Origin of the sequence: Actinopolymorpha sp. B11F2 (assembly GCF_040195635.1) — a bacterium.
In the GTDB taxonomy this organism is placed as follows: Bacteria; Actinomycetota; Actinomycetes; order Propionibacteriales; family Actinopolymorphaceae; genus Thermasporomyces.
Window position 1 is genome coordinate 82,310 of record NZ_JBEFTX010000004.1, and the last position, 22,923, is coordinate 105,232.

General features: G+C 70.1%; 24 protein-coding genes. 6 read left to right on the plus strand and 18 right to left on the minus strand.

The genetic code is table 11. The features are described 5' to 3' along the window. Positions 1–130: 130 nt before the first annotated feature. The 3 genes from ABN034_RS09235 to rlmN are packed head-to-tail and all read right to left on the minus strand — an operon-like array spanning position 131 to position 2,949. Entirely contained in the window at positions 131–1,021 is an 891-nt protein-coding gene (locus tag ABN034_RS09235) for a phosphotransferase family protein (RefSeq protein WP_349690583.1), read from the minus strand. Between the two features lie 23 nt (positions 1,022–1,044). After that, complete coding sequence (locus tag ABN034_RS09240; RefSeq protein ID WP_349690584.1) at positions 1,045–1,797, minus strand: class I SAM-dependent methyltransferase; 753 nt, start codon at positions 1,795–1,797, stop codon at positions 1,045–1,047. A 30-nt stretch (positions 1,798–1,827) separates the two neighbouring features. Next, positions 1,828–2,949 (minus strand): dual-specificity RNA methyltransferase RlmN, encoded by a 1,122-nt coding sequence (gene rlmN / locus ABN034_RS09245; protein WP_349690585.1) that lies wholly within the window; start codon positions 2,947–2,949, stop codon positions 1,828–1,830. A 357-nt stretch (positions 2,950–3,306) separates the two neighbouring features. Between rlmN and ABN034_RS09250 the strand changes: the two genes are divergently transcribed. The 3 genes from ABN034_RS09250 (at position 3,307) to ABN034_RS09260 (ending at position 7,721) form a co-directional block, all read left to right on the plus strand. Further along, positions 3,307–3,729: a TIGR03668 family PPOX class F420-dependent oxidoreductase gene (locus tag ABN034_RS09250; RefSeq protein ID WP_349690586.1), complete on the plus strand. Its 423-nt coding sequence runs from the start codon at positions 3,307–3,309 to the stop codon at positions 3,727–3,729. Positions 3,730–4,017: 288 nt separating this feature from the next. Further along, complete coding sequence (locus tag ABN034_RS09255) at positions 4,018–5,898, plus strand: ABC transporter ATP-binding protein (protein WP_349690587.1); 1,881 nt, start codon at positions 4,018–4,020, stop codon at positions 5,896–5,898. After that, entirely contained in the window at positions 5,898–7,721 is a 1,824-nt protein-coding gene (locus ABN034_RS09260) for an ABC transporter ATP-binding protein (protein WP_349690588.1), read from the plus strand. The genes ABN034_RS09255 and ABN034_RS09260 overlap by 1 nt, the downstream gene beginning before the upstream one ends. Before the next feature lie 54 nt (positions 7,722–7,775). Here the strand turns inward: ABN034_RS09260 and ABN034_RS09265 are convergent, their stop codons facing one another. From ABN034_RS09265 to rpsB, 6 genes are all read right to left on the minus strand, one after another. Next, positions 7,776–8,363 carry a histidine phosphatase family protein gene (locus ABN034_RS09265; RefSeq protein WP_349690589.1) on the minus strand — a complete coding sequence of 196 codons (588 nt, stop codon included), beginning with the start codon at positions 8,361–8,363 and terminating at the stop codon, positions 7,776–7,778. A gap of 2 nt (positions 8,364–8,365) precedes the next feature. Next, entirely contained in the window at positions 8,366–9,241 is an 876-nt protein-coding gene (locus tag ABN034_RS09270) for a phosphatidate cytidylyltransferase (RefSeq protein ID WP_349690590.1), read from the minus strand. Between the two features lie 110 nt (positions 9,242–9,351). Next, positions 9,352–9,906 (minus strand): ribosome recycling factor, encoded by a 555-nt coding sequence (gene frr / locus ABN034_RS09275; RefSeq protein WP_349326640.1) that lies wholly within the window; start codon positions 9,904–9,906, stop codon positions 9,352–9,354. 120 nt (positions 9,907–10,026) lie between these two features. Next, positions 10,027–10,785 (minus strand): UMP kinase, encoded by a 759-nt coding sequence (pyrH, locus tag ABN034_RS09280; RefSeq protein ID WP_349326304.1) that lies wholly within the window; start codon positions 10,783–10,785, stop codon positions 10,027–10,029. 161 nt (positions 10,786–10,946) lie between these two features. After that, a complete protein-coding gene (tsf, locus tag ABN034_RS09285) occupies positions 10,947–11,765 on the minus strand; it encodes a translation elongation factor Ts (protein WP_349326303.1) in 819 nt (272 codons plus the stop codon). 118 nt (positions 11,766–11,883) lie between these two features. Beyond that, complete coding sequence (rpsB, locus tag ABN034_RS09290; protein ID WP_349326302.1) at positions 11,884–12,864, minus strand: 30S ribosomal protein S2; 981 nt, start codon at positions 12,862–12,864, stop codon at positions 11,884–11,886. Positions 12,865–13,612: 748 nt separating this feature from the next. Here rpsB and ABN034_RS09295 point away from each other — a divergent pair. Beyond that, positions 13,613–14,356 (plus strand): peptidoglycan DD-metalloendopeptidase family protein, encoded by a 744-nt coding sequence (locus ABN034_RS09295; RefSeq protein ID WP_349690591.1) that lies wholly within the window; start codon positions 13,613–13,615, stop codon positions 14,354–14,356. A 124-nt stretch (positions 14,357–14,480) separates the two neighbouring features. Here ABN034_RS09295 and ABN034_RS09300 read toward each other — a convergent pair whose 3' ends face one another. From ABN034_RS09300 to dprA, 3 genes are all read right to left on the minus strand, one after another. Beyond that, entirely contained in the window at positions 14,481–15,671 is a 1,191-nt protein-coding gene (locus ABN034_RS09300; RefSeq protein WP_349690592.1) for an aminotransferase class V-fold PLP-dependent enzyme, read from the minus strand. Between the two features lie 86 nt (positions 15,672–15,757). Beyond that, positions 15,758–16,768, minus strand: a complete 1,011-nt coding sequence (locus tag ABN034_RS09305) for a tyrosine recombinase XerC (protein WP_349690878.1) — start codon at positions 16,766–16,768, stop codon at positions 15,758–15,760. Positions 16,769–16,913: 145 nt separating this feature from the next. Beyond that, the gene (dprA, locus tag ABN034_RS09310; RefSeq protein ID WP_349690593.1) at positions 16,914–18,137 is read right to left on the minus strand and encodes a DNA-processing protein DprA; all 1,224 of its coding nucleotides are present in this window, start codon (positions 18,135–18,137) and stop codon (positions 16,914–16,916) included. A gap of 211 nt (positions 18,138–18,348) precedes the next feature. On the opposite strand from dprA, the gene ABN034_RS09315 reads away from it, so the two are divergent. Together ABN034_RS09315 and ABN034_RS09320 are read left to right on the plus strand one after the other, a co-directional pair. Next, positions 18,349–18,720, plus strand: coding sequence for a hypothetical protein (locus ABN034_RS09315; RefSeq protein ID WP_349690594.1), 372 nt, complete (start codon positions 18,349–18,351; stop codon positions 18,718–18,720). Then, entirely contained in the window at positions 18,717–18,851 is a 135-nt protein-coding gene (locus ABN034_RS09320; RefSeq protein ID WP_349690595.1) for a hypothetical protein, read from the plus strand. Before ABN034_RS09315 ends, ABN034_RS09320 begins: the two co-directional genes overlap by 4 nt. Before the next feature lie 136 nt (positions 18,852–18,987). Here ABN034_RS09320 and ABN034_RS09325 read toward each other — a convergent pair whose 3' ends face one another. From ABN034_RS09325 to ABN034_RS09350, 6 genes are all read right to left on the minus strand, one after another. Beyond that, positions 18,988–19,182 carry a hypothetical protein gene (locus ABN034_RS09325; protein WP_349690596.1) on the minus strand — a complete coding sequence of 65 codons (195 nt, stop codon included), beginning with the start codon at positions 19,180–19,182 and terminating at the stop codon, positions 18,988–18,990. Between the two features lie 3 nt (positions 19,183–19,185). Continuing rightward, positions 19,186–20,382, minus strand: coding sequence for a hypothetical protein (locus ABN034_RS09330; RefSeq protein ID WP_349690597.1), 1,197 nt, complete (start codon positions 20,380–20,382; stop codon positions 19,186–19,188). 548 nt (positions 20,383–20,930) lie between these two features. Then, positions 20,931–21,203, minus strand: a complete 273-nt coding sequence (locus ABN034_RS09335) for a hypothetical protein (RefSeq protein ID WP_349690598.1) — start codon at positions 21,201–21,203, stop codon at positions 20,931–20,933. Continuing rightward, positions 21,200–21,394 (minus strand): hypothetical protein, encoded by a 195-nt coding sequence (locus ABN034_RS09340; RefSeq protein ID WP_349690599.1) that lies wholly within the window; start codon positions 21,392–21,394, stop codon positions 21,200–21,202. Before ABN034_RS09340 ends, ABN034_RS09335 begins: the two co-directional genes overlap by 4 nt. Beyond that, positions 21,391–21,795: a hypothetical protein gene (locus ABN034_RS09345; RefSeq protein ID WP_349690600.1), complete on the minus strand. Its 405-nt coding sequence runs from the start codon at positions 21,793–21,795 to the stop codon at positions 21,391–21,393. The genes ABN034_RS09340 and ABN034_RS09345 overlap by 4 nt, the downstream gene beginning before the upstream one ends. Then, complete coding sequence (locus tag ABN034_RS09350; protein ID WP_349690601.1) at positions 21,792–22,895, minus strand: hypothetical protein; 1,104 nt, start codon at positions 22,893–22,895, stop codon at positions 21,792–21,794. Before ABN034_RS09350 ends, ABN034_RS09345 begins: the two co-directional genes overlap by 4 nt. Between the last annotated feature and the right edge of the window lie 28 nt (positions 22,896–22,923).

Genomic DNA, 22,923 nt, shown 5'->3' on the forward strand with positions numbered 1-22,923 from the left:
CTGACCAGGACGGCCTGGTCCGCGGCATCGACCTGCCCGCATAGGTGAAGCGCTCCCGGTACCCGGTGTCTGGATGAGGGAACCCACCATCCAGACCGGGCCGCGCCGGAGACACCGTCGCCCCACCTCGTCAGGAGTCCATCCGCGTCTCGGCGAGGTCGAGCCAGTCCTCCACGTCGCCCGGTGAGAAGTGCCGGATCGCCCAGTCGACCTGGCGCAGGCTCATGTGCGCCCAGTAGAGGCGGAGCGTCGCCGGGTCGAGGAGGTCGTCCAGCAACCCGTCGAGCCAGCGCCCGAGGGCCGGGTCCGACAGCATCGCGAACCGGAGCGTCACCAGGCAGAACCGCCGGTCGCCCCGCCCGATGCCGTCCCAGTCGACGATGCCGGTGATCGCGCCGCCATCGGCCGGCATCGACTCGGCGACGAGAACGTTGCCCGGGTGGTAGTCGAGGTGGACGAGGTCGTCACCGGCCATCGCCGACGGCTCGGACGCCCCGACCGTGCGTACCCATTCCAGGAGCCGGCGGGTCCGGACGTTGTGCAGCTCCAACGGACGGTGCAGGCAGAACCCCGGACCGCTCCCCCGCAGCCACATGTCCGGCACCTCGACGTCAGGCCGCTCGGCGAGCAGCCCGGCGAACCCTTCCACGAGCTCCACCAGCTGCTCGACCAGAGCGCGGTCGGGGTGCGTGGGCGGTGCGCCCGGCAGGCGTTCCTGCACGATCGCGAGCGCTCCTGGCACCTCCGCGATCATGTCGTACGCCGGAACCGGCAGACCACGCTCCCTCGCCAGCGCGAGGATCTCCGCGGTGCGGCGTACCTGGCCCACCGGTCCGTCAGGCAACCAGGTCAGGACTCCCTCGCGCCCGTCGGACCATCGGACGTACGCCGCGCCCACCTGGCCGCCCGGCGCGGGTCCGACCAGCGTCAGCCGGGCGTCGGTGTGCGCGTTGACGAGCGCGACGAGCCGGTCGGGTTCGAGCCGCCGGACCGGCGCGAGAGCGGGGTCGTCGACAGACACGGGCGCCGACTCTACCCGCGGGCCTACCCGGCGTTCTGCCAGGCCAGCAGCCGGTAGGTCGGCGGCGTCCGCGCCAGGTCGGGGTCAGGAAGAGCGCGCAGGTCGCGGATCAGCGCTTCCTTCCGGTGCGGTTCGACGTGCTGGTACGACCGCGACGACGACTCGAGGACGTCGGCCAGCGCGGCAGGCACCCGGCCCTGTCCATGACCGACGAACCCGCCCTCCGCCTGGAGTGTCAACCCCGCCTTGCGGGCGAGGACCTCCACCTGCCCGCGGGCGTCCGTGGGCGCGGCGCCGCCCTGCGTACGTCCGTACGACACGAGCAACCGTTCCACGTCGGTGTCGGGCGGATGGCCCGCGTCCTTGTCCACGGTCGACACGAGCATCCCGCCCGGCCGGAGCACCCGGGCCGCCTCGGACACCACCGCGGCCACCTCGGCCGGTGATGCCAACAGGTGCAGCAACCACACCACGACAACCGCGTCGACGCGACCGGTCGCGAACGGAAGCCGGGTCGCGTCGCCCCGGAGCGTACGACCGGGACACCGTCCGGTCGCGAGCGCCAGCATTCCCGCCGACCGGTCACACACGACGGCGTCGTAGCCGCGGCGGGCCAGCCTGGAAGCGACGAGACCGGTACCGCCCGCCACGTCGAGCACGGTCCGAGCCCGCACGGCCCGAAGGAGGGAGGCGATGGCATCGGCCGCGGCCTCCGCCCGCGCCACCCCGCCCCTCGTGTCGTCGTAGCGGGCCGCCTCGACGTCGTAGTCGAGCATCAGCGCCGGAACGCGGGCCGCACCACCGGCTCACGCCTCCTTGGCCGCGAGCTGCCCACAGGCGCCGTCGATCTCCCGGCCGCGGGTGTCGCGAATGGTCACCGGCACGCCGTGCGCCTCCAGCCGCCGTACGAACTCCCGCTCGTCCTCGGGCTCGGAGGCGGTCCATTTCGAACCAGGCGTGGGATTGAGCGGGATGAGGTTGACGTGCGCCAGCCGGCCGCGCAGCAGGCGGCCAAGCAGATCCGCCCGCCACGCCTGGTCGTTGATGTCGCGGATCATGGCGTACTCGATCGACACGCGGCGGCCGGTCTGCGCGGCGTAGTCCCAGGCGGCGTCCAGGACCTCGGCGACCGGCCAGCGGGTGTTGATCGGTACGAGCTCGTCGCGGAGCTCGTCGTCCGGCGCGTGCAGGGACACGGCCAGGGTGACGGCGAGGCCTTCCTGCGTGAGCTGCCGGATCCGCGGCACGAGGCCGACGGTGGAGACCGTGATGCCCCGCTGGGACAGGCCGAGCCCGGCAGGAACCGGGTCGGTGAGCCGGCGCACGGCGGAAAGCACGGTCGCGTAGCTCGCGAGCGGCTCGCCCATGCCCATGAAGACGACGTTCGAGACCCTGGCGGGACCTCCAGGAACCTCACCGTCAGCGAGCATCCTCGCCCCGGCCACCACCTGGGCGACGATCTCCGCCGCCGACAGGTTGCGGGTGAGTCCTGCCTGGCCGGTCGCGCAGAACGGGCAGGCCATGCCACAGCCGGCCTGGCTGGACACGCACATCGTCACCCTGGCCGCCTGCGCCCCCGAACCGGGATAGCGCATCAGCACGCTCTCGACCAGTGCGCCGTCGAACAGCCGCCACACCGACTTGACGGTGCTGCCGCCGTCGCAGGCCAGCGTGCGGACGGGGGTCAACAGGACCGGCAGCGCGGCGGCGGCGATCTTCTCACGCCGCCCGGCCGGCAGATCGGTCATCTCGCCCGGGTTGTCGGTGAATCGACCGAAATAGTGGGTCGAGAGCTGGCGGGCGCGATAGGCCGGCTCACCCAGCTCCACCAGGAGATCCTTGCGTGCGGCGAGGTCGAGGTCGGCGAGGTGACGTGGCGGCTTCGCCCTCCGGGGCGCCGCGAAGACGAGATCTGGATGCGCAGACATGGCGTCGGCCATCCTCGCATGCGTACGCCTCCGGTGATCCGTCCGCGCCATGTCAGGATCGCCGATACCGGATCGGGTCGGACCGGGACGGCTCGCAGTTGGCGCGCCCGCCGCAATTGCCGGCCCGAAATTCGATGGCGGAATACCCACCTCCTGCGGCGTCCAGTACGGACAATTGACGCGCCGGAATTGGTTTCGCCGATGAATTGCGAACGACGCCGCGAGCGGGAATTCCGCGAGGCCCGAAAAGGGTCCGCGTGACGGCGCTATAGGCTCGCTGCATGCTCATCGGAGCCGTTCGCCTGCACGCCGGAATCTCCCGCGCGGTACGCCGACACAAGCCGCAGGTTCGCCACGATGCGACTCACTGAAGCCGACGCCCGCGCACGCTTCGCCGGCGGCCGTACGGCCCACCTGGCGATGGCCGACGAGAGTGCTCGACCCCACGTCGTGGTGGTGACGTTCGCCGCCGTCGGGTCGGTCGTCGTCACCGCAGTCGACAGCAAGCCGAAGACGACGCCACGGCTCCACCGGCTGCGACTGATCGCCGCGAATCCGCAGGTGAGCATCCTCGTCGACCAGTACGACGACGCCGACTGGACCCGGCTGTGGTGGGTGCGTGGCGACGGTGTCGCCCACATCCTCGACACCCCCGAGGAGTCTGCCGAAGCGCGGTCGTGGCTGGCCGCGAAGTACGCTCAGTACGCCGCCGAACCGCCGGCCGGACCGGTCATCCGGATCGAGGTCGCACGGTGGTCCGGATGGGCGTACACCGGGTGAGGGCACGCCCCTGACGGACCGCGCTCCGGGGAGCGGCACCGCGCGACAGGGCCTTTGGCGGGAGGCCGGCGGATGGCGTCCGCCGCACATTCTTCGGCGGTCAATTCGCCTACGCACTTTGCTCGGCCGAGACTTTATCACCGGCCACCGACAACCTGATTTCGGCGAAATTCGGTTGGTAATTCCGGCCGTCTTCGTGCTAGAACAGTCTTCGTCTCACGCTTGCTGCGCCGGCACCGGAAGCGACGTGCGACCACCACCTCGTGTCCCTTCCGGAGGCAGCGTCTCGTGGCCACCCTCACCTCAGAGTTCACCGTCGTCGACCAGCACCGCACCGACCGTCGCAGCCCGATCCGCTGGATCCTGTCCCACCAGTGGCGTTACCGGCGCTACCTCGTGGGCCTTCTGGGCGGATCGCTCGTCATGGTCATTCTCAACTCCGCGATCCCCGGCCTCACCGGGGCGGCCTTCGACGCCGTCCTCACCGGGGGCGAGTCAGGGCGGTCCCGGCTGGTCCTGATCGTGGTCGCGCTGATCGCCATCGTCCTGTTGCGTGGCGTCTTCGACCTGGCCGCCCGCATGTGCACCGAGATCCTGGCCAAGCGGCTCGAACGCAACGCCCGCGAGGAGCTCTACACCAGCCTGCTCGGCAAGAGCCAGACGTTCCACACCCGCCAGCGGGTGGGCGACCTGATGGCCCGCGCGGCAAACGACGTCCGCCAGCTCTCCGCGATGGTCTCCCCCGGTCTCGACCTGATCGTCGACTCGATGCTGCAGGGACTCGTCCCCCTGGTCTTCATCGCGCTGATCGATCCACGGCTACTGCTGTCACCCCTGCTGTTCGGCGTGGCGTTCGGGCTGTCGCTGCGGCACTACATGCGCCGACTCAACCCGGTCTCCATCCGCATGCGCGAGCAGTTCGGCACCCTCAACGCCGGTCTCAACGAAGCCGTCCGCGGCATCGAGGTCGTCAAGGTGACCGCGCAGGAGGCACAGGAGCGCCGCCAGTTCGAGACCAACGCCCGGGCCTACCGCGACTCCTTCGTCGAGCAGGGGCTCGTGCAGGCCCGCTACCTTCCGCCGCTCCTGCTCGCGGTCGGCACCGCGGGCGCGCTTCTCCACGGCCTCGTCCTCTACCGCGGCGGCGAACTGACGCTCGGGGACCTCGTGGCCTATCTAGGGCTGATGGGGTTGCTGCAGTTCCCCACGATGATCTCGATCTTCACGTTCTCCCTCGTCCAGCTCGGGATCGTGAGCGCCCGCCGGATCATCACGCTGATGGACGACGAAGCAGAGCTCGACCAGAACCCACAGGGCCACCAGGGCAGGATGCGCGGCGAGCTCGTGTTCGAGGACGTGTCGTTCGGTTACGGTGACGACCCGGTGCTGCGCAACCTGTCGTTCCGGGCCGAGCCGGGACAGACCGTCGCGATCGTCGGCGAGACGGGGTCGGGCAAGAGCACGATGACCAAGCTCGTCAACCGGATCTACGACCCCGACAAGGGCCGGATCCTGATCGACGGGACCGACGTCCGCGACTGGACGCTCGACTCCCTGCGTTCGCAGATCTCCACCATCGAACAGGACATCGTGCTGTTCTCCCGGCCCGTCGCCGAGAACATCGCGTTCAGTCTCGGCCAACGCGCGGACCGGGACGAGGTGGTTCGCGCCGCGAAGGACGCGCAGGCACATGGCTTCATCGAGGAGCTCGACGAGGGCTACGACACGGTCATCGGCGAGCGCGGGGTCACGCTGTCCGGCGGGCAGCGGCAGCGCCTGGCGATCGCCCGCGCCCTGCTCACCGACCCGAGCATCCTCGTCCTCGACGACTCCACCAGCGCGATCGACAGCGCCACCGAGGACGGGATCCAGCGCGCGATCCGACGGATCCTGCAGGGGCGTACCACCCTGCTCATCACCCACCGGCTCTCCCAGATCCGCTGGGCCGACAAGGTGTTGTTGATCCAGCGGGGCGAGCTCATCGACCAGGGCACCCACGACGAACTCCTCGAGCGGTGCCCGCTCTACCGCCGGATCTTCGCCCACTACGACGAGGTCACGCACCCCAGCCCGGACGGCCACGCGGACGAGGAGTGGGGACAGCTGCCGGCCGCAGGCGACGGGCGCGTGGCGACGGCCGTTCCGGCCTACGACGGTGAGGAGGTCTGATGGGCTTCATCATGGAGGGCCTCGACGCCGAGGACTACGACCGGCGCTACGCCGACCGCGACCTGGTCCGGCGGATCCTGCGCTACTTCCGGCCCAAGCTCCCGGCCATGACGGTGGTCGCGGTGATGATCGTCGCCACGTCGGCGCTGCAGGCCGTGCTGCCGCTGGTGATCAGCTGGGGCATCGACCAACTCGTGGGCGACCAGTCCAACTCATTCCTGGCCATTCTCGTGGCACTCATCCTCCTCTCCGGCGTTCTGGCGTGGGCGACGAACTATGTCCGGCAGGCGCTCAGCGCCCGCGTCACCGGCGACGTCGTGCTCACCATCCGCCAGGACGCGTTCGCCGCGGTCCTCAAGCGCGACCTGTCCTTCTACGACGAGAATCCGTCCGGCAAGATCGTCAGCCGGGTCACCTCCGACACCGACGACTTCGCCAACACCGTGACGCTCACGATGAACCTCCTGAGCCAGGTGCTCCTGGTCGGCTTCGTCACGGCGCTGCTCTTCGTCCGCGATGTGGGACTCGCCCTGTTGACGCTGGCGATCACCCCGATCGTCATCGCCATGGCCCTGGCGTTCCGGCGGATCGCCCGCGACACCACCCGCCGCGCCCAGCGCTCTCTCGCCAGGGTCAACTCCACCGTGCAGGAGACGATGGGCGGAATCGCGGTCGCCAAGAACTTCCGCCAGGAACAGACGATCTATGACGAGTTCCTCCCGATCAACGAGCAGAACTACCAGGTCACGGTCCGGCAAGGCATGGTCTTCGGAGCGATCTTCCCGCTGCTGTTCCTCGTCGCCGGGTTCGGCACGGTGCTCCTGGTGCTGGTCGGCGGGCGCGGCGTGCTGGGCGGGTCGGTCTCACCCGGCGACTGGTACCTCTTCCTGCAGGCGGTCGCGCTGTTCTGGTTCCCGCTGACGAGCATCGCTTCGTTCTGGTCACAGTTCCAGCAAGGGCTGTCGGCCGCCGAACGGGTCTTCGCCCTGGTCGACGCGACACCGAGAGTCCTGCAGAACGACTCCCAGCCGGCCGGTCGGCTGACCGGACAGATCGAGTTCCGCGACGTGACCTTCGGTTACCACCCCACTCAGCCGGTCCTGTCCGACTTCACCATGACGATCCAGGCGGGCGAGATGGTCGCGCTCGTCGGTCACACCGGCGCCGGCAAGTCCACCCTGGGCAAGCTGATCACCCGGTTCTACGAGTTCCAGGGCGGGCACATCTACCTCGACGGGCGCGACATCCGGTCCTTCGACCTCCAGGACTACCGCCGGCAGCTGGGTGTCGTGCCGCAGGTGCCGTTCCTCTTCTCCGGCACGGTGGCCGACAACATCCGCTATCCACGTCCGGAGGCGACCGACGACGAGGTGCGGTTGGCGGCCGAGCAGGTCGGCAACGGCGACTGGCTCGCGGCCCTCCCGAACGGGCTGGAGACGGAGGTCGGCGAGCACGGCCAGGCCCTGTCGATGGGGCAACGCCAGCTGGTCGCCCTTGCCCGACTGCTCATCCAGGACCCAGCGATCATCATCCTCGACGAGGCAACGGCGAGCGTCGACCCGCTCACCGAGGCCCAGATCCAGGAAGGCCTGGACGTCGTCCTGCACGGGCGTACATCCATCGTCATCGCGCACCGGCTCTCGACCATCCAGCACGCCGACCGGATCGTCGTCCTCTCCGGCGGGCGGATCGTCGAGGAGGGCGACCACCCCACCCTCATGCGGCGCGGCGGCCGGTACTGCGAGGTCTACAACACCTACTTCCGGCACCAGTCTCCGCACTACCGCCCTGGCACCGGATTCGTCCCCGTCGTCCAGGCGTGACCGCCGCCCGCGGGGGCGCGACGTCGGCCAACCGAGTGGCTTTCCGGCCGACCCTCACCCGCTGCCCAGCGCCCACTGGCCCCACCCAGCAACGAGAGTGCCGGTGCCAGCGGTGCGATCGTCGAGTGTGAGTACGCAGTGGTCCGGCATCCGGAGTCGGGTCCATGCGTCGAAGTCCGGCGGTCGTCCGGTCAGTGCCGAGACGAGGAGCGTCCATGCGGTTCCGTGCCCGACCAGGACCACATCGTCGTCAGGGCAGCCCTCCCGGATCCGACCCACGGCGCCGACCACCCGGTCCGTCGTTGCCCGGCCGGTCTCCCAGTCTGGCAGTGCGGGCCGGTCCGGTTGCTCCATCGACCGGCGAACGATCTGGCGCCACTCGTCCCCGCCACGCCACCGCTCGGCCGGGCGGGACATCTCGCGAAGACCGTCCACTCGCCCGATCGTCACGTCGGTGAGCGCCCGCGCGGTCTGGAACGCCTTGGGCTCCGGCGAGGAGAACCACCTCGCCGACACCGGAAGAGCAGCCGAACCGCGCAGGTCGGCGATGCCGTCCGCCGCGTCCGGATGCAGCGCCCAGCCCGACGCCGGACCGGCATCGGGCACCACGTCTCCATGGCGTACGAGATGGAGGGCGACCATGCTCAGCCCGGGGGGACGAGCAGGGTCAGCACCAGCCAACTCACCAACGCGGTAGGCAGGAGCGAGTCCAACCGGTCCATCACACCGCCGTGTCCGGGCAGCAGACTGCCCATGTCCTTGATCCCGAGATCGCGCTTGAGCATCGACTCCACCAGGTCGCCGAGTGTCGCGGTGACGGTCGCGGCCACACCGAGCACCAGCCCTGCCCACCATGAACCGCCGAGCAGGATCACCACCCCTGCCACGCCGACGGCCAGGCAGAACAGCGCCGATCCGATAAGCCCTTCCACGGTCTTGCCTGGGCTGATCTCCGGCGCCAGCTTGTGCCGCCCGAACAACACCCCGGCCACGTAGCCGCCGACATCGCTCGCCACCGCCACCGCCACGAAGATCAACACGCGGAAGGGCCCGTCGTCCGGTCGCAGAAGCAGCAGGGCGAACCCGGCCAGGAACGGAACGTAGAGCGCGACGAACACCCCGGCCGTCACGTCGCGGACGAAGCCCTCCCGCCCGGCCGGCAACCGTCCGAAGCAGATCGCGAGCGTCGTGAGCCCCAGGGCACCCGCCAGCGCTGGCGTCTGGCCGACGTACGCACCGACCAGCATGCCGACAACGCCGGCCAACAGCGGCACACGCGGGAGCCGCACCCCAGCCGGGCGCAGAGCAAGGGAGAGCTCGATGACGGCAACGCCGACGGCAACCACCACGAAGGCCACGAAGACGGCTTTGACGATGAACAGCGACCCGAGGAAAAGCGCTCCGAGCAGCGCACCCACACCGATCGCCGCCGTGAGGTTGCGGCCGAGGCGGCCGGTACGCCACGACCGCCGCCTCTCGGTGTCTTCTCCCTCAGGCGGCGCGGTCACGATGTCACGCACGGGCGGCTCACGCGCAGGTTGCGTACGGTGCCCGCCTGCGGCTCTGCCGCGGCTGTGGCGGGCGCCACGTGGGCCGCTCGCTTCGCCGGCGCCCCCTTGGAGTTAGCCATCTAGACCTCGAGGATCTCTTCTTCCTTGTGCTTGAGCAGGTCATCGATCTGGCTGACGTACTTGCGCGTCGACGAGTCGAGGTGCTTCTCGCCTCGGGCGACGTCGTCCTCGCCGGCCTCGCCGTCGCGGGACAGGCGGTCGAGCGTCTCCTTCGCGTGCCGGCGGATGTTGCGCACCGCCACCCGGGCCTCCTCGGCCTTGGTCCGGGCGAGCTTGGCGTACTCCTTGCGGCGTTCGGCGGTGAGCTCCGGCAGGGCGATGCGGATCACGGCACCGTCATTGGCCGGATTCACGCCCAGGTCAGAGTCGCGGATCGTCTTCTCGATCCCGGCAAGGGCGTTCTTGTCATACGGCGTGATGACGACGAGTCGCGCCTCGGGGATGTGGAACGACGCCAGCTGCTGGATGGGCGTCGGCGTGCCGTAGTAGTCCGCCTGGAGCTTCGCGAACATCGCCGGGTGCGCACGGCCCGTACGGATCGCGGCGAACTCCTCCTTGGCAAAGTCGACGGCCTTGCCCATCTTCTGTTCCGCGTCGCGGAGAGTCTGGTCGATGGTCACGGTCGCGATCTCCTTGTCCTTGCGTTGTTCGGCCGCCGGCCGGCCGGACCGACCCGCCACGCGCCTACGAGCCGATGGTGCTCCGTGGGGCCGTCCCGTATTCGAACCGCCCGGTCAGGGGTCAACCGAGACGAGCGTCCCGATCCTCTCACCTCGAACGACGCGGGCGATATTGCCGTCCTGGAGGAGGTTGAAGACGATGATCGGCAACTTGTGTTCCATGCACAAGCTGAACGCCGTCGCGTCGGCGACCCGCAGGCGGCGCCGCAGACATTCGGCGAAGCTGACCTGCTCGAACTTGCGCGCCTCCGGCACCTCCTTCGGGTCGGCGTCGTAGACACCATCGACCGACGTCGCCTTCAGCAGCACTTCGGCATCCACTTCGAGGGCGCGCTGGGCCGCCACCGTATCGGTCGAGAAGTACGGCATGCCCGACCCGGCACCGAATATGACCACTCGGCCCTTCTCGAGGTGCCTGATCGCCCGCCGGGGAATGTAGGGCTCGGCGATCTGGCCCATGGTGATCGCCGTCTGTACGCGGGTGTCCACGCCCTGCTTCTCCAGGAAGTCCTGGAGGGCGAGGCAGTTCATGACGGTGCCCAGCATGCCCATGTAGTCGGCGCGGGCACGATCCATGCCGCCCTGCTCGAGCTCTGCGCCCCGGAAGTAGTTGCCGCCTCCGACGACGACCGCCACCTGCACCCCGTCCCGGACCACCTCCGCCACCTGGGCGGCGATGCTCGCCACGACGTCAGGATCCACGCCGAGCTTCCCGCCACCGAACACCTCGCCGGACAACTTGAGGACGACCCGGCGATACGGCATCGGAGTCGTGCCAGGGGCCGGCGAGGCCGGGACCGTTTCGGTCGTCATAGCGCTACTCCCACGACATCAGCCTCCACGACCCCGCCTCCTCCTCCACCGACGTTACGTGGCCATCGGCCGCACGGTGCGTACCGGCCGCCCGAGTGTCGGCATTGTGGTGGTGTCCCGCGCGGAAATTGTGGTGATCCGCGCGATGTGGTCTTTCCGTGCTACTGGCCCACCTCGAAGCGTGCGAAGCGGGTCACGGTGACGCCCGCCTCTGCCAGCGCCTGTCCCACGGTCTTCTGCTGGTCGTGGACCGACGGCTGCTCGACGAGCACCGCGTCCTTGAAGAAACCGTTCACCCGGCCCTCGACGATCCGGGGCAGTGCCTGCTCCGGCTTGCCTTCGTTCCGAGCGGTTTCCTCAGCGATCCGGCGTTCGCTCTCGACAACATCAGCGGGTACGTCGTCGCGGGTGACATAGTCCGGACGCATCGCCGCGATCTGCATGGCAGCTGCCTTGGCGGCGTCCTCACCGGTGCCTTCGTACGCCACCAGCACGCCGACCTGCGGCGGCAGGTCGGTCGCCCGCCGGTGGAGGTAGACCGCGGTGTTCCCCTCGAATGCCACCACCCGCCCGATGGCGAGCTTCTCGCCGATGACGGCGGCGAGCGCGTCGATCGCCTCGGCAGCGGTCTTGCCGTCTGAGCTCTTCGCGGCGAGGAGCTCGTCGGAGCTGGAGACCTTCGCCGCACTCGCCAGTGCGACAAGATCGTTTCCGAGCGCCTGGAACTGCTCGTTCTTCGCCACGAAGTCGGTTTCGCAGTTGATCTCGAGGAGGGCGCCGTCCTTGGCGACGACGATGCCGTTGCTGGCGGTGCGTTCGGCACCCCGCTTGGCCGCCTTGGCGGCCCCCTTGACGCGGAGTACCTCGACCGCCTTGTCGAAGTCGCCCTCGGCCTCGGTGAGGGCATTCTTGCAGTCCATCATTCCGGCCCCGGTTGCGTCGCGGAGCCGCTTGACGTCGGCCGTGGTGAAGGTGCTCATCTGCTCTGGTGATCGCTCTCTTGGTCAGTGTCGGTGTCAGTTCCTCGTACGCATGGCGCCGAGGGCGGGCGCCCGGTCCGGCGCCGTGGGAAGCTCGCGGCCCGGGCGGGCCAGGGACTCACGCCTGGTTGTCACCGGTGGGTGCGGCCGCGCCGGCGTCAGTGCTGGTCGCCTCTGTCGCGTCGGCCGCCGCCTCGGGTGCCGCCTCGCCCGGCTGCGCCGCGGCGCTGTCCGGACTCGCAGCGGCCGGCTGCTCCGCACTGGTCGCGGACGGCTCCGCCGGCGTACCGGCCTCGGCTGCTCCCGCTCCCGCGTCCGCCTCCGACCGGGCGAGCAGCTCGCGCTCCCACTCGGGCAGGGGCTCCTCGACGCCGAGCTCCGCACCCACCTGCGCCTCTTCACCGGCGCCTGCCCGAGCCATGAGCCCGTCGGCCACCGCGTCGGAGACGATCCGGGTGAGCAGGGCGACGGACCGGATCGCGTCGTCGTTGCCGGGGATCGGGAAGGTCACCTCGTCGGGATCGCAGTTGGTGTCGAGGATCGCGATCACCGGGATGCCGAGCTTCTTCGCCTCGTCAACGGCGAGGTGCTCCTTCTTGGTGTCGACGATCCACACCGCGCTCGGAAGGCGCTGCATCCGGCGGATGCCGCCTCGGGTGCGGTCGAGCTTGTCGCGCTCACGCCGCAGGCCGAGCAGCTCCTTCTTGGTCATGCCGGAGCCGGCTACGTCGTCGAAGTCGATCTCCTCGAGATCCTTCAACCGCTGGGTGCGCTTGTAGGTCGTCTGGAAGTTGGTGAGCATGCCACCGAGCCAGCGCTGGTTGACATACGGCATGCCGACCCGCATCGCCTGCTCGGCGATCGCTTCCTGCGCCTGCTTCTTCGTACCGACGAAGAGAACCGACCCGCCGCGCGCCACGGTGTCCTTGACGAACTGGTACGCCCGGTCGATGTAGGACAGCGACTGCTGCAGGTCGATGATGTAGATACCGTTGCGCTCAGTGAAGATGTAGCGCTTCATCTTCGGGTTCCAGCGCCGGGTCTGGTGTCCGAAATGTACGCCGCTCTCGAGCAGCTGCCTCATCGTGACGACGGCCATGGCCGCGTGCCTCCTCCGCGTCCTCGACGGGACGCGCTCTCGGTTCCTTGGCCCGTGACCGAGTGGCCCGGGCCCCTGACGCTCGCGCACACCAAGCCCGTTGGATGCTGTCGACCCGCGGGGACCGAGAGGTGTGCCCGCTTCGCTGGGGAAGCGGAGAGCGAGCGTGCGTAATGTGATGCTGATTGTGCTGTGGGATGTTGCTCCCTCAGATCCCACACCGTGTGTGCCTGTCTGATGCCACATCGTGGCAGAGACGAGGTGCGAGACCCGACGGAAATGCCCGGTGAAGTGTACTCGATGGTCCGGCCGCTTCCTGCCACCCTCATGGTCAGCACATTTTGTCCACAGCAGTCGAATCGGCATCGTCATCCACAGGCATTCCCTGCCCGCCTCCCGCCCACGCCCCCGTCGTCGACGATCAGTGCATGACCAATTCCTACCCGCCGACGCGAACCCGCCGCTCTCTGCTCGCCTCTCCCGGCCCACCGCTCACGGCTCGACCACCTGACGAGCGCGCGCCGGCCGAGTCCTGTGCACGGTCTGTGCACCCTGGCTGGTTCTGGACGCGGCACCGATGGCCTCTTCGGACCGTTCTCGTCCTTCTCGTCATCCTTGTGGGGACCTTCCTCCCTCTGGTCACGGCACACGCCGCACCGGATCGCTGGGGTTGGCCTCTGTCACCGCGGCCGGAGGTCGTGGGCCATTCGACCGACCTGACTCGAGGTGGGGTGCCGGGCACCGCGGCGTGGACCTGCTGGGAGCGGAGGACCAGCAGGTTCGCGCGGCGGGCGCGGGCGTGGTCACGTACGCCGGGCTTCTCGCCGGACGAGGTGTGGTGGCCGTCTCGCATGGTGTCCTGCGGACCACGTACGAACCCGTCGCCGCGGCGGTCGACGTCGGTGCCCGCGTGTCCACCGGGACCGTGCTCGGCACCTTGACCGGAAGCCAGAGCCACTGCGCGCCCCGCTTCTGCCTGCACTGGGGTGCCATCCGGGCCGGGGCGTACGTGAACCCGCTCAGCCTGGTCACGCCGCCCACGCCTCGACTGCTCCCGCTCGGTGATGTCGGGGCCCCGGTCACCCTGAGAGGGCCCGCCCCGTCGCCCAGCGACCCTGGCCGGGATGCCGGCCCTCGGACGTCCGCACCGGCCACGGCGGTGCCCGCCTGGAGGAGCGCTCGGGCCGATGTCGTGGCCGTGCCAGGCGCCGGCGGTGAAGGCCACGAAGGCGGTGACACGTCCATCGATCCGGCAACGCGCAAGCTCTCCGCCGCTGTCAGCACTTTCGCGCCACCGGCCGCGGGTGCCTTGGCCGGCGCCATCGCCGCCGGGGTGGTGGTCCGCCTGAGTCGACAATCCCGCGGAGGTGGCCCGTCACCGCCCGTCCCACCGCCGTACTGGCCTCCCACCTCCGCGTCCCGCCGCGATGCCGGAGGCGGAGGCGTGATCGACCTCGCCACCGTGCGACAACGACTGCGCGACGCGGCCTAGCCTCCACTCGTCGATCCTGAAAGGCGATCGGAACCTGCGCGACCTCAGAGACCTGCGCGACGTCAGGGACCCGCGCGACGTCAGGGACCCGCGCGACCTCGGGGACCCGCGCGACCTCAGGGACTCAACGGATGAGATCGGACAACCCGACCGCCAGCTGGTCGTACTCGGCGGGCGCGTTGTACACCTGCGCGGACAGCCGGATCCACCCCCGACCCGACCAGCTGATCACCGCCACCTCGGCGCCGATCTTGTCGGCGATGCTGGCGTACAACCGCGCGGCCTGCTCTTCGGTCGTGGCCACGCCGCGGGGCAACGGAACCAGTCGCATGGACATCCGCGGATCGCTGCACACGTCTGCCAGGGAAACGCCGAGCGCGGTGGCCAGGGTTTCCTGAGCGTAGGCAACCAGGGTGCTGTTGTGCCGGCGTACGCGGTCCACTCCGAGGTCCTCGAAGAACCGTACGGCGTCGGGGAGCGACAGCCAGGCCGAGTCGTCGGTGGTGCCCTGCTGGTCGAAGGAGGTGGGATAACCCTGCTCGTCGTTCCATGAGATGACGAGCGGGCGGATCGACTCGCGCCAGCGTGGGGCGACCCAGAGCGCGGCGACGCTACGGGCCGCGAACGCCCACTTGTGAAAGTTGCCCACCCAGAAGTCGACACCGAGCGAGTCCAGCCGGACATCCAGCATGCCGGGCGCATGAGCGCCGTCGACAAGCGTCGGGACGTCATGCGACCGCGCCATCTCGGCGATGCCTCCGACCGGAAAGGCGCGGGCCGTGGGCGAGGTCACCTGATCAACGAGTACGAGCCGAGTCCGTGGACCCACGGCCTCCGCCAGCCGTTGCACGACCTCCTCGTCGGATGCCGTCAAGGCGATCTTGACAGATGCGACCCGAGCGCCCGCCGCTCGCGCGAACCTCTTGGCGGCGAGTGCGACGGCACCGTAGGCATGATCGGTCAGGACGATCTCGTCGCCGGCGCGCAGGCCGAGCCCGGCGAGGACCGTACTCACCCCGGCGGTCGCGTTGGCGACAAGCGCCACAGCCTCGGGCGAGGTCTGGAGAAGGCTAGCGCCCGCCTGCCGCGCGGCGACGATCGACGGCGTCCGAATCGTCCGGAAGTACCGCATGGGGTTGGCGTCGATGAGATCGCGCCACCGGTCCTGCGCCTCGCGCACGGGCCCCGGCACCGCGCCGAACGAACCGTGGTTGAGGTGAGCTCGGTGCGGGTCGAGACTCCAGGATTCCCGCACGCCTGGCCAGTCGGGGCCCCACAGCTCGTTCGAACCTTCTGCTGCCACATCGGCTGTCACGCACGTCGATTCTGCCAGCCCTCGCCGCCCGGCCGAGCCACCGCCCGACCGATTTCGCCGCCGGGCAGCACGCGTTGGGCGTCAGGTCATGCCCGGGGATGTGCTTGGGTATAGACCTTGCGCAGTCGTTCGGCGGAGACGTGGGTGTAGATCTGTGTGGTGGCGAGCGACGCGTGCCCGAGCAGCTCCTGGACGCTCCTGAGGTCAGCGCCACCTTCGAGCACGTGCGTGGCGGCCGTGTGCCGGAGGCCGTGCGGCCCGAGGTCGGGGGCGTCGGGGACGTCGGCGAGCCGCTGATGGACGAGCCTGCGCACCGCGCGCTGATCCATCCGGCCTCCTCGGGCTCCCAGGAACAGCGCGGCACCACTTGCCGGTCGAGCCAGCGCCGGCCGGGCCCGACCGAGGTAGTCGGCAAGGGCCGTTGCCGCGGGCACACCGAACGGTACGGACCGCTGCTTGTTGCCCTTGCCCAGGACGCGAACAACCCGCCTCTCGTGGTCGACGTCGTCGACGTCCAGGCCCACGAGCTCGCCCACTCTCACGCCGGTGGCGTACAGGAGTTCCAGGATGGCGCGATCTCGACTACCGGCCGGGCTGCCGTCGTCGCTGGCTACGGCGGCGAGTTCGAGCAGCCGGGTCGCCTCCTCCCGGCGAAGAACGCCCGGCAGCTTCCGGTGCGGCTTCGGAGTACCCAGAAGTACGCCGGGATCCGTGGAGATGGTCCCACGCCGGTGTGCCCACGCCGTGAAGGTGCGGATCGCCGCCGCTCGGCGGGCGAGAGTCGTGCGAGCACGCCCGGACGCCTGCATCTCAGCGAGCCAGCCGCGCAGGTCCCGAATGCCCAACCCTTCGAGCTCAGACGGTGCCGGGTCCGGCCGACCATCCGGCCGGGCCTCGGCCGCGTCGGCCGCCGTGTGACCCGCAGGTGCGTCCTCGGGCGTCGCAAGGTGCTCCAGCAGGCTCTGGACGTCGCCGAGGTAGGCACGAATCGTGTGCCGGGATGCCCCGCGCTCCGCGGACAGGTGGCGCTCGAACTCCACGAGGAGCGCACGCCCGGCGGCGGAGAGCGCACCGCCATCTGCAGTGCCGGATCCCACCTTGCCGGATCCCACGTCGCCGGATCCCACGTCGCCGGATCCCAGGTTGTCGGATTCGAGGTTCGCGCCGGCCACATCCCGACGGTGGCCCATCGTCTCCGTGAACGCAAGCCGCCACCCTTCGACGGATGCCGCACCCGGTCCATCAGAGGCTGTCCCGACCCGCAGTCGACGGATGGCGGCGATTGGCACGCTCGCGTGCCGAAAGCCGCCAGCCGTTGCCCTGTCGCTCGACGTATCCGACCAGGAGGAGCTCCCCCAGCGTGCCGAGCACCTCGTCGGGTGGGATACCCGCCGCGGACGAGATCCCCGCGACGCCGCCCGCGCGGATGACCGGCACCGCTTCGAGAACCTGCCGTGCGCGGGCGTCGAGCTCGTCGCGGGGGCGTCGTTCCCCGAGCTTGGCAGGGGCGAGGTTCTCCCCTATCCGGCTGATCTGCTCAACGACCTCGTCGGCATCGGTGACGAGGGTCGCGATGCCGTCGCGGAGCAGCCGGTGTACGCCAGCTGAAGTCATCGACGTCACCGGTCCGGGTACACCCATGACCTCTCGATGGCACCGCTCGGCCCAGGCTGCGGTGTTGAGAGCACCGCTGCGCAGGGCAGCCTCCACGACCAGCGTCCCCTGCGTGAGCGCGGCAATCAGCCGGTTGCGGATCAGGAACCGCGGCCTACGCGGGGTGGACCCCGGTGGTACCTCGCTGACGATGAGGCCCTCTTCTGCGATCCAACGAAGGAGCTGTTGGTGGGCTCGTGGGTAGGCGACGTCGACTCCCGACGCCAGGACAGCCACTGTCAGCCCACCGCCCGCCAACGCGCCCCGGTGGGCGGCGGCATCGATGCCGAAGGCCGCCCCCGAGACGACCGTGATGCCGCGATCGGCGAGGCCGGCCCCCAGCTCGCCCGCCATGTACTGGCCGTATTCGCTGGCAGCGCGCGCACCGACCACAGCACACGATCGTGCGGTCACCAGTCTCAGATCGGCCTGGCCGCGGACCCAGAGCGCCAGTGGTACCCCACCGCGACGCTCGATCGCCCCGGCCGACGCCAGCACGTCGAGCGCTTCGGTCCACTCGTCCTCTCCGGGACACACCAGGCGCGCGCCGATGCGAGCAGCCTGGTCGAGGTCGCGCGCCGGGGAACTCGTCGCGAGCCTCGTCTGGTAGTCACCGAGCGCCCGCCCGGGAAACTGCCCGGACTCAATCGCCTTGACGGTCGCTTCGGCGCCGTGCTCACCGACGAACCGGGCAAGGACGAGATCACCCGGCTCACCCATCGTCGTCAGAGCAGCGCACGCGAGCCGCTCGGCATCGGAGACGGCGCGACTCGGCTGAGCACCTGCCACCGCGTCCATCAGCTCCTCGCTCATCCTGCCCGCCTCCGCGTCTGGATGGGTTCGTGGCCGAGCCGCATCGTCAGGGCCGCGAACGTGTCGTGGCGGGACGGTCGGTCACGACTCGCAAGGTCGGCGAGTGTCCACGCGATCGCTAGGGATGCCACCTAGCAGATGTCGGAAGGCGGGTCCGGCGCGGCGCCCCAAGCGCCGGCCGGACCCTCGACCGAACCCCGGAGGTTCGACCGTGCCAACCATTTTCGACCCTGCCCGCCCCGCGTGCGAGCAGGGCGCACACGCCCGATGCGCCGACGCCGACCACACATGCCCGTGCCGCTGCCACGAGGTCGCCCTCGCCAACCGCGCCGCCGGCGCCATCGACGCAACCCTGCACCTGCGCCCCCGCTACGGCGTGTCCGACGCCGTACGCAACGACGCTGCGACCGTCCTCGCCGCCCTCTGGGGCGTATCGGAGGGTTTCGGCATCACCCGCGACGACTGGCGCACCGTGTGCGACCTGCCGTCGACCTGCCTGTCGCTCGCCGGCATCCTCGCCCGACGCGTCGAGATCGCCGCCGACGTCGCCGCCGCCGCCGCCGAGGGCGAGGTCGAGCAGTGAAGGGCGCGCACCGTGGCGGCCTCGACCCGGCCAAAGTCGCCGGCGCCGCCGCCGTGGTCACGTTCTGCGCCGCCGCGTGGGCGTTGGTGATCCTCGCCGCCGTCAACGTGTGGCGCACCCTGTTCGAATAACCCAACCCTGCAACGCGAAACGCCCCGCCGGGGAGGACTACCGGCGGGGCGTTTCGCTTGCCCAGGGTCGGAAGGTTCCCCGGGCGGGGGAAGGCCGGCAGGCGGCGAGGGTGTGCGCCGCCCGCCGGCCAGGTCGTTACCGCTCCGGCGCCGGCCCGTCGTGCCCGACAGTCGCGAAACCGTCAGGCCGTGGCCACTGCTGCCCGGGAAGCTCCCCCGGGAACAGCCCCTCGGCGCCGAGCAGTTCCCGCCGGCGTGCCTCGCGGTCGTCCTCAGAGAGCACCACCTTCGACACCGGCCCGACCATCGCCGGACCCGTCGCCAGCGCCATTGATCACACCACCAGGTCGACGTTGACGAATCCCGAAGGTTCTTCGACGGCCAGGTCGACGGCCTCTTCGAGCAACGCCGTGATGATGTTCGACTTCATCTGCGTGTACGGGTCGAGCATGTATGTCGGCGACATGCCGACCACCAGACGCGACGCCGCCCGCCACGCACCCACCAGGGCAGTGCCCGCCGTGATCGCGGTCGTCGGGTACACGACCATGCCGTGCAACGTCAGATGCAGTTCGGCGAGTTCACCGGGCGGGGTGTTGCCGACACCGGCGCCCATGATCTTCCCGAGGTCGGCCGGGTTCACCGCCACCAGGTCGGGCGCCTGCCCGACGTCGGACGCGGCGACCTTGCCGGCGGCGACAAGCAACTGCTGCGCCATCGGGTCGCCCGTCGCCGCCTGCACCTGAATGCCGGTCGTGCCGAGGACCTTCGCGCACAGCAGGATGTCTTGCTGTGCGGCGACCAGGGCGGCGAGCTTCTGCCGCAACCGGCCCTCGAACGCCGTGTGCGACGACGACGCCTGCCGGGTGAAGTCGGTCCACACGGCGAGCGTCTTCGGCGCCGCCGTGCCCGGGTTGATGTTGAAATACTCGGTCTTCGCCACGTTCTCAGCGGTCTGCCCGGCCGCGCCGGCAAGGAACACCGGGAACACGGCACCCGACGCACCGGAGACGCCTTCACTGGTCAGGTTCGCCGCAAGGGCGATCCGGCGAGGCTCGATCGGCGTGCGTGCCGACAGCGCCGTCTGCGGCGTGCCGACGTCGCCGGCGAGAGTGACGACGGCGCGGGTGTGGTCGACGCCGGCGTGTCCGGTCGTCACCCGAAGCGGCTTGCCGTCGGCAACCGCGCGGAACATGTCGGCGACCTGCGCCCGCGACGGCATCAGCGCCGGCACGCCGGTCTGTTCGTCGCCGTACGGGTCGGCCTCGCCGCCGCCGAGGTTCCGCACCTGCCCGTCGCCGCCGTCGAGACGGGCTGCGAGTTCGCGCACCTGCTCGGCCCGCTTGTCCTCGTCGGTCAGGTACTCGATCGACGCGGCGAGCGTGCGCGCCTCGGCGGCCTGCTCGTTGACCTGGCGCACCTCGTCTTCGGAGAAGTCGCGCCCATCACGGGTCGCGGCGTCCTGCAATGCGGCGATATTGGAGCGCAGTCGCTCGTAACGCTCGCGCTGCGCCTTCAGAAACGGATTCATAGCCTTTCCCCTTGCAGGGTTGAAGTTTGGTGGACTCGACGCCGCCGGCGGGGTGCCGCGCCACCCGGCCGCATCGAGGTGCCCGCCGTTCGCGGGGGTGTCGGCGCAGCGGGGCACGGGGTGCCGTCATCAGCGTTTGCGTCGCCGGCAGTCGGACGGGGTGCCGGGGTGATTACGACCCGGGGTGCCGATTCCGACGCCAACCGCCCGGCAGGATCACCACGCTCCGAGCGGCCCGCCAATCATCGCACAAAACCGGCGACAACTCGCCGCGTCGCGGCGTCGCTCGACGATCCTCGACGTTTCTCGGCAAACCTCGCCGAATCCCGCGAGAACCCCGCCCGCCTCGACGAACCCGGCGGGCCGCCCGCCCCGGCCGGCGCCTCGGAGAGAGAGATTCGACAGTGGCCAGGGTCAGCAGGCGGGCCGGTCGCGGAAAAATCGTGAGAGGCCCTGTGCGCCATTCTGGGCGACTGTGACCCGTTCCGGGTAGGTCGGGACGTTCCCGCCTGTTCTGTCGTGTCCTGGCCGGCGCGGGCGGCGCGTGGTCACCATCTGGTGCGGGGCGCCGGCGCGGGGTCGACGGCCTTGCCGACGCGGGTGCGGTTGCCGATGCGTGCGGCGTCGCCCCGGTTGCACTTGCGGTGCGCCAGGCCCAACCAGGTGCCGGACGCCGAGTGTGCGAGGTCGAGCAGGCGGGCCGGGTCGGTCATCTGCTCGCCGCACAGGGCGCAGGGTTGCCCCGGCCGGTACATGTCGACCAGGCGGCGCCGCACCGCCTTGTGTGCGGCGCCGTACCTGGTGCGTCGGTCGAGCTTCACGTGTCGCCCTGGTCGCCGTCGTCGAGGGCGGGACAGTCGGCCGCGTGCCACGCGCGAATGAGGAACGGCGCGGCGCATTCGGGGTCGTCGTTGGCGACGATCTCGTGCCGGCCGCGCGTGCAGGTCGGGCAGTCGCGCAGGTCGTCGCCGACGGCGGGCGGGAAGTCGTACGAACGGTCGGTCGTGGTCATGGTGTGCCTTCCTGGTTGGCCTGTCCGTCGTCGAACAGGGCGGCGGGGGTGTCTGGGATACGTCCGAGTGCGGCGCCGTTCTGGTCGAGCAGGTCGCGCGCCTCGGCGCGTGGGTCGGCGTCCTCGTGCCCGGGCGGCATCGCCAGCTCACGCCGCCGCACCGTGCACAACGGCACCAACCCTTGCGACAGGCGCAGGTACACGTCGAGGGCGTACGACCGGGTGTCGATGCGCCCCGACGCGTCACGGTCGACCGTCGGGACGATCACGACACGTTCGTGTGCGGTTTCCATGAACGCGGCGACGGCCTCGCGCTGCTCGGGATGCTCGGCGAGGACGCGTCGGGCGGACGCGGACAGGGCGTCGCCGATGTGCTCGGCGAGTGTGCGTTTCGTGGTCATGGTTTCCCTCCCGTTGTGGATGGTGCGCGCATCTGGAATTTCCTGGCGACGTCGGCCGCGCTCGGGCGACCGGCGCCGTTCACGACCGGCGCCGGGGTCGGCTCCGGTTCCGGCGCTGGTTCCGACGTCGGCGCCGGCTCGCCCATGGCCGAGTTACGCCCGACCGACTCCCGGGCCTTGCGTCGCGCTCGACTCCGCTTGCGAAATGCCGGTTCGAGTGCGGCGGGCAGGTCGTCGACGTCGCCACTGTCGAGCCATTCGTCGATCGCCTCGCACTTGGCGTTCAGCTCCAGCCTGACCCGGTAAGGGATGTTCGCGCGCAGCCGCCGGTCGTCGTCGTCCGGGTCAGCGCAGCCCAACTCCACCAACAGGGCGTCGAACCCGTCAGACAGCCATGTCCCGTCGACCCATAGGCCCTCGTCCTCGGCGAGCTTTGCCGCGAACTCCTCGTCGGCGCTACTCAGCCGGCGCCGCAGTTTCGACACGACCCGTTCGATATCCCAGCCACGGGACCGGGACTTGCGTCGAGGTTCCGCGTCGGGATCGCGTCCTGACGACTTGACGGCCGCCGCAGGCGGCCCACCCCCGCTGTGTGTGTGTGTTTCTTTCTCCTCGACCTTCTCGACTTCTAGGTAGGGGTCCCGTGGGCGGCTCCCTTTCGCGACTGTGACGGCTCCCTTTCGCGACTGTGACGGCTCCCTTTTTTCTGCGGAAAGGGAGCCGTCAGCAGCTCCCTTTCCCGACTGAGACGGCTCCCTTTCTTGGGCGGGCAAGGTCACCGTGTATGACGCGCCGCCGCTCCCCGCGCGGGGGCGGCCGACCCTGGCCGGCTGCCGCCCAATAACCCCTCGGTCGGCCAGCCAAGCCAGGTCGCGGCCAACCTTCTTGACCTGCCAGCCGTACGGCTCAGCGATCCCGAACACGCGCGACGCGATGGCGGCCAGGTACACGCGGTCGGAGAGTTTCGAGTACGACGCCGTGAGCGCGAGCACGACGAGCAGCACGCGCAACTTGCGCTCGCCACAGTCGAGCGCTAACGCCCGCTCGACCGCCTGGCGCATGGCGGCGCCCGCCTCGGCGTAGGCGACCCGCGCGCCCATCAGCGCCGCCCGCCGTCCTGGTCGCCGT